The 13804-nt window shown below is 61.4% G+C and carries 13 protein-coding genes; 8 read left to right on the top strand and 5 right to left on the bottom strand.

Annotation, left to right across the window (positions count from 1 at the left end; genetic code table 11):
* Positions 1 to 114 precede the first annotated feature (114 nt).
* Positions 115 to 543, top strand: coding sequence for a PaaI family thioesterase (locus ABX74_RS02945; RefSeq protein WP_047888169.1), 429 nt, complete (start codon positions 115 to 117; stop codon positions 541 to 543).
* 87 nt (positions 544 to 630) lie between these two features.
* Here ABX74_RS02945 and ABX74_RS02940 read toward each other — a convergent pair whose 3' ends face one another.
* A complete protein-coding gene (locus ABX74_RS02940) occupies positions 631 to 2046 on the bottom strand; it encodes an NAD(P)/FAD-dependent oxidoreductase (RefSeq protein ID WP_019748456.1) in 1416 nt (471 codons plus the stop codon).
* A 410-nt stretch (positions 2047 to 2456) separates the two neighbouring features.
* Here ABX74_RS02940 and ABX74_RS02935 point away from each other — a divergent pair, with 410 nt between their 5' ends.
* A complete protein-coding gene (locus ABX74_RS02935; protein WP_021333468.1) occupies positions 2457 to 3254 on the top strand; it encodes an ArsR/SmtB family transcription factor in 798 nt (265 codons plus the stop codon).
* A 451-nt stretch (positions 3255 to 3705) separates the two neighbouring features.
* Here ABX74_RS02935 and ABX74_RS02930 read toward each other — a convergent pair whose 3' ends face one another.
* A complete protein-coding gene (locus ABX74_RS02930) occupies positions 3706 to 3978 on the bottom strand; it encodes a hypothetical protein (RefSeq protein WP_021333470.1) in 273 nt (90 codons plus the stop codon).
* A gap of 58 nt (positions 3979 to 4036) precedes the next feature.
* Here ABX74_RS02930 and ABX74_RS02925 point away from each other — a divergent pair, with 58 nt between their 5' ends.
* From ABX74_RS02925 to galE, 5 genes are read left to right on the top strand one after another with little or no spacing between them, the layout of a single operon-like run.
* Positions 4037 to 6124, top strand: a complete 2088-nt coding sequence (locus ABX74_RS02925; RefSeq protein WP_047888168.1) for a glycosyltransferase — start codon at positions 4037 to 4039, stop codon at positions 6122 to 6124.
* A 60-nt stretch (positions 6125 to 6184) separates the two neighbouring features.
* Positions 6185 to 6457: a PqqD family protein gene (locus ABX74_RS02920; protein WP_020969628.1), complete on the top strand. Its 273-nt coding sequence runs from the start codon at positions 6185 to 6187 to the stop codon at positions 6455 to 6457.
* 7 nt (positions 6458 to 6464) lie between these two features.
* A complete protein-coding gene (locus ABX74_RS02915) occupies positions 6465 to 7343 on the top strand; it encodes a hypothetical protein (protein ID WP_223257809.1) in 879 nt (292 codons plus the stop codon).
* Positions 7322 to 8452: a nucleotidyltransferase family protein gene (locus ABX74_RS02910; RefSeq protein WP_047888167.1), complete on the top strand. Its 1131-nt coding sequence runs from the start codon at positions 7322 to 7324 to the stop codon at positions 8450 to 8452. The genes ABX74_RS02915 and ABX74_RS02910 overlap by 22 nt, the downstream gene beginning before the upstream one ends.
* Positions 8449 to 9483 carry a UDP-glucose 4-epimerase GalE gene (gene galE, locus ABX74_RS02905; protein ID WP_047888166.1) on the top strand — a complete coding sequence of 345 codons (1035 nt, stop codon included), beginning with the start codon at positions 8449 to 8451 and terminating at the stop codon, positions 9481 to 9483. The genes ABX74_RS02910 and galE overlap by 4 nt, the downstream gene beginning before the upstream one ends.
* Here galE and ABX74_RS02900 read toward each other — a convergent pair.
* Complete coding sequence (locus tag ABX74_RS02900) at positions 9455 to 10438, bottom strand: hypothetical protein (RefSeq protein WP_047888165.1); 984 nt, start codon at positions 10436 to 10438, stop codon at positions 9455 to 9457. The genes galE and ABX74_RS02900 overlap by 29 nt on opposite strands.
* A gap of 486 nt (positions 10439 to 10924) precedes the next feature.
* Between ABX74_RS02900 and ABX74_RS02895 the strand changes: the two genes are divergently transcribed.
* Positions 10925 to 12058 carry a sensor domain-containing diguanylate cyclase gene (locus ABX74_RS02895; RefSeq protein ID WP_047888179.1) on the top strand — a complete coding sequence of 378 codons (1134 nt, stop codon included), beginning with the start codon at positions 10925 to 10927 and terminating at the stop codon, positions 12056 to 12058.
* Here the strand turns inward: ABX74_RS02895 and ABX74_RS02890 are convergent.
* Together ABX74_RS02890 and ABX74_RS02885 are read right to left on the bottom strand one after the other, a co-directional pair.
* Positions 12047 to 12520 (bottom strand): DUF5709 domain-containing protein, encoded by a 474-nt coding sequence (locus tag ABX74_RS02890; RefSeq protein WP_047888164.1) that lies wholly within the window; start codon positions 12518 to 12520, stop codon positions 12047 to 12049. The genes ABX74_RS02895 and ABX74_RS02890 overlap by 12 nt on opposite strands.
* A 73-nt stretch (positions 12521 to 12593) precedes the next feature.
* Positions 12594 to 13769, bottom strand: coding sequence for a lipase (locus tag ABX74_RS02885; RefSeq protein ID WP_021344275.1), 1176 nt, complete (start codon positions 13767 to 13769; stop codon positions 12594 to 12596).
* Between the last annotated feature and the right edge of the window lie 35 nt (positions 13770 to 13804).

Here is a 13804-nt window from a genome sequence, read left to right as displayed (position 1 = left end):
GGGAAACCCGCCGGTTCTTTTTCCAGACCTGATTCCTGGCTCGAGTTACCTCTCGTGTAATCAGGTAGGGAGTGGCAGCCACACCGGCGCCAGAGAATCACAGATGGAGATGGCATGGTCGACACTGCTGAGACCGCAGAGATGATGAAACGGCTCGGGACGGGCTTCGACGCCACCATCGGCCTGGAATACACCGAACTGAGCCCAGACCGTGTGAGGGCGAAATGGACGGTCAAGCCCACGCTGCACCAGCCCGCCGGGATACAGCACGGGGGTGTGTACTGCTCGGTGGTGGAGTCTCTCGCCAGCGTCGGCGGCACCGTGTGGCTGGGCGAGCGAGGACACGTAGTCGGAGTCAACAACAACACCGACTTCCTGCGCGCAACGCGGGAGGGCACTCTCACCGCTGAAGCCACCCCGATTCATCGCGGACGCACCCAGCAACTCTGGGAAGTTCGCATCACCGACGAGAACGGCCGACTCGTTTCCAAGGGACAGGTTCGCCTCGCGAACATCACCGAGGTGGCGAAGATCGGAAACTGACCACGCGGCAGTCGATCAAATAACGAAGGGCGGCTGTGGAGTTGAACTCCACAGCCGCCCTTCGTTATTCGCCCAGGTGCTGATCGATCAGCCGGCGGCCTTCTGCTGCTTGCCGGCAGCCTTCTTGGCTTCGCCATTCGAAGTGCTGCCGGACTCCGTCGCTTCCTTGTTCTTCTTCTCCAACTCGCCCATCGCGTTTCGCGCGAAGACCTGCTGCTCGGTGGACGCCATCTGAGCACGGCCACGCCCGAAGAACGTCACTGCCCACGACAAGAGCGTCGAGGCGCGTGAACGGAATCCGACGAGGTACAGGAGGTGAATTGCCAACCAGGCAACCCACCCGATGAAGCCGCTGATCTCGAGCTTGCCCACCTTGGCTACCGCGCTGAAGCGCGAGATCGTCGCCATACTGCCCTTGTCGAAGTACTTGAACGGAACTCGTTCCGACGGGGACTTTCCATCCAGTGACGCTTTGATCTGCTTGGCCGCATACTTGCCGCCCTGCATGGCGACCTGAGCCAGTCCGGGAAGCTTGTCGAGCGACATCATGTCGCCGATGACGAAGACGTTGGGGTGTCCGGGAAGCGACAGGTCAGGATTGACCATCACTCGGCCGGCGCGGTCGGTTTCTCCGCCGCTTTGCTCTGCAAGCTGCTTGCCGAGAGGGCTGGCCTGCACGCCGGCGGACCAGACCTTGCACTGCGACTCGATGCGGCGAAGAGTGCCGTCCTTTTCCTTGATGATCAGACCGTCGTTGTCGACGTCGGTGACCATTGCGTCGAGCTGGATCTCGACGCCGAGCTTCTCGAGCGTCTCGGCAGCCTTGCGGCTGAGCTTCCCGCCGTACACGGGCAACACGGCAGGGGCGCCGTCGAGGAGCACGACGCGCGCTTCACGAGGATCGATCTTGCGGAAGGCGCCGTCCAGCGTTCGACGGGAAAGCTCGGCGATCTGCCCGGCCAACTCCACCCCGGTGGGGCCGGCGCCGACCACGACGAAGGTGAGCAAGCGCGCGCGCTCGGCGGGATCGTCCGACAGTTCGGCCTGTTCGAAGGCCCCGAGGATTCGTCCGCGCAGTTCGAGGGCGTCGTCGATCGTTTTCATTCCGGGGGCGAACTCCGCGAACTGATCGTTGCCGAAGTACGACTGACCGGCACCTGCTGCCACGATCAGACTGTCGAACGGCGTAACCGTGACGCGTTCGAGCAGACGCGAGGTCACGGTCTGATTCTCGAGATCAATGGTCTCGACCTCACCGAGCAACACCTGGGCGTTCTTCTGCTTGCGCAGCACCAGTCTCGTGGCGGGAGCGATGTCACCGACCGAGAGGATGCCGGTCGCAACCTGATAGAGGAGCGGCTGAAACAGATGGTGGGTTGTACGCGCGATCATCGTGATGTCGGCATCGGCTTTTTTGAGAGCCTGAGTGCCGAACAATCCTCCGAAGCCGGAACCGATCACCACTACGCGGTGGCGGTGCGGTTCAACCGACTGGATGCTCATTCCGTACTCCTCGAGTTCTAGGCGACAGTCCTACGGTAGTCCCACCGCGGCCGAGCTTCTCTGCGAGCAGTCCGACGCGCGCCGGTGTGTCCGAATCGATCAAGCAGCCTCCGGCGGCGATCACCCCGAGACGCGTGTGATCGTCGCGCCGGGGGTGTTCACCACTTTGTCGAGGTGTCAGCTACTGGCGGACCGACAAAATGAACAGTGCGATGCACCCGCCGACGAAAACCAGGATCGACAGAGCCACCGAGGCATACCCGACACCCACTCCAATTGCTGCCCAGTCCATGTGCCCAACCTCTCTTACGGTGCGATCCGGGATTCAGATCACATCTGCCTGAAGACATCACACCCTATTTGTCCCCACTTCCGAAACCCGGCACGCCCAACCATTGACATGCAAGTAAATGCTTGCATATCGTGAAGTTGTGAACGACCGGATGAATGCAGCCTTCAAAGCACTTGCCGATCCCACGCGAAGACTTCTGCTGGACCGCCTGTTCGTAGCCAACGGGCAGTCGCTCGGTGAGCTGTGCGAGAGCCTCGAGATGAGTCGCCAAGCTGTCACGCAACACCTCACGGCGCTCGAGGATGCAAATCTGATCAGCACGGTACGGCAGGGGAGAACGAAACTTCACTATCTCAATCCCGTTGCGCTCGAGGAGATTCGAGAGCGATGGATCAACAAGTTCGAGGTACCGCGCCTGCATGCGCTCAGTGCCGTCAAAAAACTCGCGGAGGAAGCCATGACCGACAAGCCCAGTTTTGTATATGTCACCTACATCGCCAGTACGGCCGAGAACGTCTGGAAAGCACTCACGGACGCGGGGGCCACTGCAGAGTATTGGGGACACAGCAACGTCTCAGACTGGCAGCCGGGATCGACGTGGGAGCACCGCCGGATCGACGGTTCGAACATCGCGGATGTAGTCGGCACCGTAGTCGAAAGCAGCCCGCCGTCCAGGTTGGTCACCACCTGGGCTGATCCGAACGGCGAACCGGGCGTCGATATCTCGCGGGTGAGTTTCGACATCGAAGCCTTCGGCGCGATCGTGCGATTGACCGTCAAGCACACCGATTTAGCGGACGAATCGGCTCGCATGGAGGTAGCGGGCGGATGGTCGGCGGTGCTGTCGAATCTGAAGTCCTACCTCGAGACCGGAAATACTCTTCCGGTGGCGCCGTGGGAGATGCCGGTTGGTTGACGGTTGTCGACCGGGACAAACGAGCCCCCTGAACAGGAGGAGATCGCCGTACTTCTGTCCGAACAGTCGGCGCAGTCCGGACTCAAATTCGCATACCCGTCAAATATCGGCGCGTTCAGTCTGTAAAGTTGCCGGAAGGATGCTAGCGTTTTGCCCGACATCGAGTGAGGACGACCTCGTCTCGGACGCATGGGAGAAACGCTATGGGCGGCGACGCTTTTCAGAATGTTCCGGTTGATCGACGCAAGTTCGTCAAGACAGTTCTAGCGGCCTCGGCGGTAACTGTTCCGGTCGTGACGTCGATCAGCCTCGGTGGTGCGGCACCGGCCTTCGCGGCCGGTGACACGCCGAACCTCTCCGGAGCTCCTACTCGAGGCCAGCAGAATCCGAATCAACCAGGAGGCGAGCAACCAGGCGGGAATCAGCCCGGTGGTAATACTCCGGGAGGGAATCAGCCGGGAGGAAACGAGCCGGGCAACCCCGGATCGTCGGGAAGTTCGGGATCGTCGGGAAGTTCGGGTAGTTCCGGGAGTTCGGGATCGTCTGGAAGTTCCACAGGTTCCGGATCAACCGGTAGCTCGTCAGGTTCGGGTGGAACGACGACCGCCAAGCCCACCGGGCCGACGGAGCCGACGGAGCCGACCGTCCCAACTGTCCCAACTGTGCCGACCACTCGCACCGAGCCGACGTTCCCAACCAGCCCGACCAAGCCGACAGATCCCACGGAACCTGCGTAACCGACGTAATCGATACAACGCCACGGGTTCCCAGGGAGCACACCGATGCCCGAGTTCGACGAAGCCCTGCACCGCGCTCTGAAGAAGCTTCAGAGCGCGGTGCCAGTACAGGTGAAAGAAACTCCGCCGCACGGAGAATCTGCCGACCTCACCATTGCAATCGCGACCTACGACGATTTCGACGGCGCATACTTCACGATCCACTCGATCTTGGTCCATCATCGCGAGATTCTGGACAGAGTCGAATTCGTCTTGTTGGACAACAACCCCGAGGGGTTGCCGGCGCCGATGCTCGAATCGTTTGCCGGTTACATCGATCGGTTCCGCTACATCCCGTTCACCGACGTTCGATCGACTGCGGTGCGGGACGTCCTGTTCCGCAAGGCCACCGGAAAGTATGTCCTGGTCCTCGACTCCCACGTGATCCTGGCACCGGGATCGTTGTCGGCGTTGCTGGCGTATTTCGATGCAAATCCGGAAACTGACGATCTGATCCAGGGACCGATGCTCTCCCAGGATTCCTCGCACATCGCGGCCACCCACATGGACCCCAAGTGGCGCAACGGAATGTTCGGCTCCTGGGGAGTTGATCCGCGAGCGAAGCAACACCCTGACGTGCCTTTCGAGATCATCATGCAGGGCCTCGGCTCATTTGCCTGCAGGCGTGAGGCGTGGCCGGGATTGAACTCGCACTTCACCGGATTCGGCGGTGAGGAGGGATACATCCACGAGAAGTTCCGGATCAACGGCGGAAAGGTCGTCTGCCTTCCGACATTTGGTTGGCACCATCGATTCGAGCGCCCGGCGGGTGTCCCGTATCGAATAAATTGGGAAGATCGCGTTCACAATTACCTGCTCGGTTGGAGTGAGGTCGGATGGGATCTCGACTCACTCCATCGTCAGTTCTCCAGGTACCTCGGTGATTCGTATCCCGAGATTCGTCGCCGTGCCGAACTGAGCGTCCAGCGACCCGAGTTGGTCTTCGGCGGGGTGATCGTTCTCAGCGACGACGGCCGAGTAGCTCCGTGGCGTTCATGCCTGGCGGAGGCCGAGTCGATCGAACTGACCGTTCACCGTGCCATTCCGGCGGAGGACGACGGTCCGGATGGGTGGAGGACGGCCTCAGCGTTCGTCGCCGGACTCGACAAGGCGATTCTGCTGGGCTGGAAGTCGGTGGTCTTCCTGGACGAGGCTCGCGTGATCGAACCCGCGGTTATGTACAAGCTGCGGAACATAACAGACGACCTCCCCGCCGAAGCCGATGCGGCCGTCATCCACGCACACGGCGAAGACCTGGTCGGGGCTGCACTGATTGTTCGCGCCGCGGCATACCGAACCTTGCGAGACGAACTCTCGCGGAGCATGGACGGACCCGTGCGGTCCGACTTTTCACTGGCGACCTATCTGCTCGAGCGGGGCGCAGTCGACGTTGTGCTCGATCGCCCACTGTCGCCTGCCCGAGTAGGGGGAGAACCCACCCCGGCTGTCGAGGATTCGAAGTCGCACCTCGGTGTTGTCGTCGTGAATCTTGACCTCGATATCGACAGATGGAAGGCGTCCTGGCATCGATTCATTCGCTTACCGCGCGTAACAGCGGTGGAGAGAGAATCAGCTTTCGAGGACGTGATGAATCAGGAAGCGGCCTTTGCCGTCTCGTGGCGTCGCGCGGTTTCTCGGGCGACCGAGAAGAGCTGGGATTCGGTCCTCATTGCAGCTGACGACGTGAGTTTGCTGGATGCGGCTGCGTCGATCCTGGACCACGCACGTCAAGACCTCGATCACCGCGATTGGGATGTCGTCCAACTCGGACACGACGCGAAATCGGCCGACGGAGCGCTGATCGACGGTTCGGCGCTCTTGCGCACCAGTCCGGAGAACCGTGGAGTTCACGCCGTCCTCGTTCATTCGCGCGCCTTCGAACGAATTCTGGACGCGATTGCGGATCCGGAGGTAGACCCCGAAGCATTCGAAAAATGGGCGGGCCACTACCAAACTTTGGGCAACTACCTGGTGGATGCGAACGCCGGGGGAGTGCTGACGTGTCTGACGCTCGCACCCGGCATCGCCTCCACACGCAGCCTGATTCGTTCGGGCGCAATCGAATCCGAATACTCACGACGCTTCTCGCTCTGACACCACCCCAACGCAAATAGCTCAACACGAATATCGGACTCGTTGGAACAAGGAGATATCTTGACGGAACTACTCGAAGACGCGAGGCCTCAGCGCTCACAGACGGTGGAGAGCAATGATCTCACCGACGGTGTCGTGCTGTACGACAGTTCCAGCGAGGTGGCCCATCACCTCAACCCCGTCGCGACTTTGGTGTGGGAACTGTGTGACGGCCGGACCGTCAGTGACATCGTCCAGGCGGTGTCGGAGGTACTCGAGATCCCTGACCATGACGCGGAGTCGGTGGTCAGCGAGACCTATGGACAGCTGAGCGCCTCGCGTCTGCTGGTGTGAGAATCCCGTGACAGGCAGCCACGTACCACAATTCCGAACGCACTACCTGTGGGTTGATGCGATCGTGCGCGGCCCTGCCATACCCGAACTCGGTGTCATCGAGCATCGAATTGCCAGCCCCTGGCCTGCGGACCACAACGTCGAAGTTCGGATTCAGCGGAATCGATCGACGTTCGGTCGCTGGGACGCCACCATCGACTCGACCATCGGAGGCAGCAATGAACCGCTGATCGGTCTCGACGGACTCCACCTCGCGGAGAACGTTTACCGCACTGTGCACCGGGATGTCATGACGGCCGCAGATACCGAACTGTGGACACGCCTGCATGCCGCTCTGGTCGACTGCAACGGTGTGAGAGTGGCGATCGCCGGGCACTCCGGGGCGGGTAAAACCACCTTGGCGCTTGCCCTTGCCTTACGGGGTGCACAACTGCGAGCTGACGAAGGGGTCTTCATTCGCGGTACCGAAGCGGTGGGCTTGCCGCGCCGGGTCCATCTGAAAGCCGGTACGTTCGACGTTCTCCCGGACATCAAGGCGCACGATTCGCTGTATCTCCCGTATACCCCTTCGGTGTGGGCACTGGACCCGTCGACATTGCCCGCTACTCCCAACGTCGATTCGGCGGTTCGCGGAATCGATCTGGTGCTGATTCTCGATAAATGGGACGGGGGTCCTACTCGTATCGCGCCGATGCCCGCACCCCAGGCGATACAGTCGCTGGCCGAGCAATCCGCTCTGTGGTCCGACAATCACGGACTGACCCTGAGAAACATCGCTGCCCTGCTCTCGAATGCCCCGTGCTACAGAATGATCCGGCACCACGGCGACACCGGCGCCGACACCGTGGAGGAACTGGTGGCGTCATGCGTGACACCCGGTACCTGATTTCCATGTTGGAACCCGAGCACGGGGCCGACGTCATCCGTTCGTGTTCGCAGCGGGATTGGCCGCGAGTCATCGACGCCGCTGCCAGGCACAAGGTGCTGCCGCTGCTGGCCGCCCGCGCAGTCGATGCCGGCTTCGCATCGGTCCTGCCGGCGAGTTTCGCCGAAATGCTGTCGGAATCCGCAGCTAGCGCGTCGAGTCCGGAATTGACGCTGAGCCTTGTCCATCACCGAAACGCGCTTCGTATCGCGGACCTCGATGCGCAGCGCGTAGAACTGCAAGAGTTGTTACACAGCAGCGGATTTCCGACTGTCGCGCTGAAAGGTGCTGCTCTTCTCGAGCGAAGAATCTGGCCGAACCCGGCGGCACGACGGATGACGGACATCGACCTCTTGGTCGTAGATCCCGCACACGCCGTTCCAGCCAACGACGCGATCATCGACTTCGGCTATCGAATGGTTCGCCCGGACGAGGTGGCAGGGGATTCCATCGATCACGACGATCATCAGGAACCAGCGCTCCTTCGCGACGACCGTCACGGCTCCGTCGAAATCCATTCACACTTGCTTCCGCGGTTCGCCCGTCACGCGTTGACCCGCGAGTCCGCGGTCCGAGGACTCAGCGCGGAGACCGAAGGATCCAGACTTGCCCTTGCCGATGTCACGCTTCATGTCATCGCTCACGCGCGGCTTGCCGATCGCGCCTTGATTCGCGCTGATCTGGCGTTGAACAGCGTCTTCGACGTGGGGTACCTGTTCGACTCCGAGCCGTCACTCCCGGCGATGCTCGCGCGACGCCGATTGCCGCGCGATGTCCGTCGCGCGGTGAACGTCCACTGGGCTGCGGTGGAATCGATCTTCGGAGTGAATACCGGGGTGACGACTACGTCGGCGCGTTGGTGGTGGCAATGCACGCTGTGGTTGGCCGATCGCCCACGTCTGCACTCGCTCTACCGCGATCTGGTCATGGTGCCGCTCTTTCTCGACCGTGATCGGCTTTCCATCCGGGACGGGCGCGACCTACGTGGGTGGGACTTGACACGCTCACGCGTATCCCACTTCGTCCGTCGTGCGAGGGCTGCCGTCGAAGATGCCGGGGGAGCAGCGTGAAAGTACTGATCACCGGCGGAGCGGGATTCATCGGAAGCACCGTGGCGTCGAAGTGCGTCGACGCCGGGATCGATGTCGTGATTCTCGACAACCTGCTGACCGGCCGTGCCGAATTTGCGCACAGATTCCCGTTCTACTGCGGCGACATCGCGGACGAGAAACTGCTCGACAGGATATTCGCAGATCATCCCGATATCGTTGCCACAGTTCACTGTGCGGCCTTGATCGTGGTCGGAGATTCCGTGAGTAGCCCGGCGCGGTACTACGAGAACAACGTATCCAAGTCACTGACACTGGTATCGAGTGTCCTTCGGAACGGCTGTGAGCGCTTCTTGTTCAGTTCCTCTGCTGCGGTGTACGCGCCGAGCGACGGTGGGTGTGTCGACGAACATTGGCGGATCGCACCGCAGAGTCCCTACGCGCACAGCAAGGCTCAGTTCGAAACGATGCTTGACGACATCGTGGCGGCCACAGGATTATCAGCGATATCTCTACGCTACTTCAACCCTGTCGGGGCAGACCCGGAGCTGCGAAGCGGAACAGCGTCGGCACGCCCGACCCACGCACTCGGAAAGCTGTTCGAATCATATTCGACAGGAACGCCTTTCAGGGTTACGGGGACGGATTGGCCGACGCGCGACGGATCGGGAGTGCGTGATTACGTTCACGTCTGGGACCTTGCAGACGCTCATGTTCGAGCACTCGAAAGGTTCGACCGGGTCACCGCTGATTCATCACGCATGACTGTGGTCAACTTGGGCAGCGGGCGGGGGACGACGGTGTGGGAATTGGTACACACATTCGAGAACGTGCTCGGCGAAGACATCGACGTGGTCGCTGCCGACCGACGCACCGGTGACACTGCCGGCGCCTATGCGTCGAACGATCGTGCGTTACGACTACTCGGGTGGGTTCCGACGTTCACCCTGGAACAGGGGATCGAGGACACTGCACGGTGGCTGGCCGTACGGGCGCACCGGCTGAATTCTGCGCCGATGAGCGTCAGCTTGGTGGCTCGCCCTCGACGGTGATGTTGTTGCTTCGTAGCCAGAATGTGGCGTCCGGATCCCACCCGGCGAGCACGGTGGCCCCCGAGTTGGCCGACAACGGGATCGCGATGCCTGGCGTGGTCAGATAGGCCATCAAGGTCAAGTGGATGGCGTCGTAATCTGCGGCGACCGAAACCCAGTCCGGAATGAACCAGTCACGGTATTCACCGGTCGTGTCGTACCAAACGGAGCGACGTGAAGCGGGCACTGGCAGGGGATAGGTATCGACCAGATTCGCCCAGTCCTGCGGACCGGTGATCTCGTAGATGCGGGGCGCGCCGTAGATCCTTACCGGCTGCACCCGCGCCTCGTTCGAGGAGCTGTCTTCTTCGAGAAACACCCCGAGGGCCCCGATACCGTCGCGGGCCCTGGTTGTTTCGGTTGTGCCGTTGGCAAAAGGGGTAGACCACCATTCGCCTCCGATGTTACGGTCCGGATCTTCGATCTGGTATTCCAGAAACCGGCGTTCGGTATCGAGTGCCTCATCGCGCCAATGTTCGAGGCCGTCCTTCGTGGGGTAAATCCGCAGGGGTAGGCCCGACCAGCCGTAAATGGGGTTTCGCTTTTCAACCAGATTCTGGTTCAGGCGGTCGATCGGCTCGGTCCACCAGGCGGCGTGTGGCGAGTCGAGTAGTGCTCCGGCAATCGGTCGCAGCGCCGCTGCGACATCCGGCCGGACGAAGATCAGGTCTTCTTCGTCCGGCGGCTCCCAGTAGCGTGCGCAATCTACGGCATACGCAAGACAGTGCAGAATCTCGAGTTCGGACATCTCGGCGATTGCCCGGATATCAACAGCGCCGAGAACTTCGAGCGCATGTTCCGGCGATTGAGGCCAGTGTCCACCGGAGTTGCTTGCGCTGGCGCGGCACGCGTGCCCGACGTTCGCACAGAAGCGACGGCCACGTGGTGAACCGAGGATGAGTGCAACGAAATCCATGTGAGCAAAGCTAGCGGACAGGCTGACGGGGGACGTCCGAATACCCCTTACTTGACATAATGTAGATTATCGGCAAATTGTCGACCTGGCGATATCGGCTCATGATCCGTTTCCTGCGTCGTCGATCCGTAGATGTATCTGTCGACCATTCGCGTGCTTCCGCCCTGGACCGCTGGACGCATTGTGTGAGCTGATCATCTTGGCGTGCCCGTCGTCGGGCAATCAATCGTCGATCGCCGTCCGACCCCGGCCGGCCACCGAGCAACCCTGCCGCTCAGGTGTTCAGGCTGCGCGGCAGGCCGCCTGACGCGGGTTGATGTTGATGGATGAGTCTCGCCCACTCCCAGCCACCCCGCCCCAATTCGTCACTGTGACGTATTGGGACGACAGGCTGCGTGCGGGTGCCGTTCCATTGTCATCGCCACGGACTACTATCGCCGCATGTGTTTTATTTCGACCGGCCGCTTCGAATGATCAGTGGCCGCGATGAGTGACACACCCAAGGTCGTGCACCGCTGGCTTGCAGTGCCAGACCAGTTCGACCGATTCACGCGATTCTTGCGCGACAACGGAATTCTGATGCCGACTCGGATAGGCATCGGCATATTGGTTTTCCTCCTGGGAGTCACGATTCTGCTGAAGCGACTAGGCACCCATTCGGTGCAGACCATCGGATTTCCATTGGACGTCATGATCGCAGTGCTCGTGATAATCGGCGGAACAGCGCTGCCGTTCACTGCGACGACCCGGGAACGGTCGTACCTTTTCGTCATCGCGGGCGACCTCGCTGTCGCGGTGATCGTGCTGGCGGAGGCCAATCCGGATCAAAGGCTGCTGGGGTGCCTCGTCTTCGGACTCGTCGGCTCGTACATAGCGTTCTTTCACAATCTTCGAGCGCAGCTGTGGCACCTGCTGTTTTCCGGGGCGGTCATCGTTATCGCCAGCATTGGCGTGTTCACCGATGTACCTTCCGGCCTCTCAGACGTCCTGGGACGCATTGCCTTTGCCATCCCTGTCATCACCGTCATACCGGTCGTCACGCAGATTGCTCTGGCGCTCCTGAGCAACGACGCTCAAAGCTCCGAACTCGATCCGTTGACGGACCTGCTGAATCGGCGCGGACTCTCACGGCGGACTTCCGAACTCCTGCAAGCGAAATCCAGCCTCGACCAGTCCTTGCTGGTGGTGGTGATCGACATCGACAATTTCAAACACTTCAACGACACCTACGGTCACGACGTCGGCGACCGCGTCATCCTGCGCACGGCGTATCGACTCCACGACTGGGCCAGATCGGACGCAGCGATCGCTCGTATCGGAGGTGACGAGTTCGTCGTCGTTCAGATCATGCCGTTGCCGTACGTCGGCGACTTGCTCGCACGGATCGCCCCCATCATGAACTCCCCTACGGGCGAACCACTCTCGACGACAAGCATCGGCATAGCCATACACAACGGCGGCTGGCCAGACGTGCAAGCAGCAGAAAGTGGCGTTCACGATCTACATCGCCTAGCCGATTCGGCGATGTACGAAAGCAAGAGGATGGGTGGAAATCACGTCCACTCCATCGTTCTCACCGATCAACAGCCACAACAGTCAGGCGGTCGGTCAGTCGTCTGATTCTTCGATCAGATGCATCGCGGCTTCCTCCGCCGACGCTGCGCCGCCGTCGATTCCGACGTCTCCGGCAATGAGTTCGCTTTCCTCGTCCTCGTATCGGCCCTCGTCTTCGGCAACGAGACGCCCGACGCGGCGATTTCCGACTTCGGCACCGTTCGGGAATTCTTCTTCCCGTTCGAATTCGTCGGCATCTGCCGGATCCTTCAGGGGATCTCCCAGTGACGCGTACGGATCAGGTTCTTCCTCGGCCAGGCGCTCGTCGAGGGTCTCCCCCGCCGATTCTTCACTGCCGGTCAACCCGTGGGCGTCCAGGCCCAATGGGCGTTCCGGTGGTGAGATTCCCTCGTCGAGAATGTCGTCCACGCCTCGATCGATCAGGGTGTCTTCGGGTTGAAGCTGGTCGTCGGGATCGAGACTGTAATCGCCATTGCCGGCCGCGCCGGTGTCATCCGTGTCGCTCATACGATCAACGATGCCACGGGCACACCGAGTTGGCCATGTGCCGCGCCTGCTCGATACATCACTCCGGAGACATTCAGCACGAACGCGGGGCCGGCACTCCGTCGAACCGGTCCTGCAGGTACTCGAACGCGGTGGGCAGACCGAGGACCGCAGTGGTGAGGTGGTCCGGGCTGGGGAACAGCTGAGATTGAACCGTGGCTCCGGCGGCGCAGTACCGAGAAATCGTGTTGACCACCGAATCGATGGGGATAAGGACGTCGTCGGGCGTGTGCCATTCGAATACCGGGGCAGTCGGCACACCCGGATAGAGCTCGACGCTGTTGTCGTCCATAACCTTTCGCACTTCGGGGCTGGACAACAGAGAAGTCGACGTCGACACCTGGGAAGCGCTGCGTCCTGCGCCAACTCTCAGGATGTCGTTGGTGCACGCGTTGGTGAGTTCGGTCCGCATCGACCGACCGAGGTCATTGAGTTGGTTGCTCAGCGGAAGGAGGTCGGGGTACTCGCGTTCGAGGCCCATTGCTGCGGCGAAGGCGAGGCCGAATGCCGGGTGCGGATCCTGTCCGAGGCCGTTGGCCATCTTGGACAGATTCATCGGAACGCCACCCTCGGCTACACCGACGAGGTTGACCTCGGGTGCGTAGCTCGGGGCCAGTGCGGCCGCCCACGCGGTGGCCATGCCGCCGCCGGAGTAACCGGCAATACCGACTGGGCTGGCGCCACTACGCAATTCGGGGATTTTCTGAACGGCGCGGATACCGTCGAGCGTGATCTGTCCGCCCAGGCGCGCGGCGCCGTAGGCGCTGTTGGGTCCGAGATGGTCAGGAAGGGCAATGGTCCATCCACGTTGAAGCGCGACGTTGAGGATGGGCGCTTCACGGATGACGATGTTGGGATCCGATGCGTAAAGCGCGCGAGATGGCGCACATCCCGTTCCGAGTGCGTTGACGATGTGCTGATAGGAGAGCAACGGGCCGTCTTGCGCTTGATTCGGCGGGACCAGGATCGTGCTGACCGCGGCGATCGGCTTGTTCTCGGAGTTCGTGGACCTGTAACTGACCTGCCAGATCGCGACGCCGGGAAAGGTCATCAGGTCAGGGGCCCGGCGCACAGAGATAGGCGTGCCGGCGGTCCCCTCGGCCGCTGCTTGCGAATAGAACGGGTCCGGGTCCGGCGCCGGATATGCGGGATCTGCTTGTGCAGTCCACCCGGAGAGAAGTGCGGCAGTCAGTGCAGCAGCAGTCAGCATCGATCCGGTAAACACGCGTCTGGTTCGCAGTTTCA

It is taken from the genome of Rhodococcus sp. ARP2, from assembly GCF_001029585.1.
Classification (GTDB): domain Bacteria; phylum Actinomycetota; class Actinomycetes; order Mycobacteriales; family Mycobacteriaceae; genus Rhodococcus_F; species Rhodococcus_F erythropolis.
The sequence above is the reverse complement of the archived record's forward strand: the minus strand, read 5'-3'. Positions and strand labels throughout refer to the sequence as shown.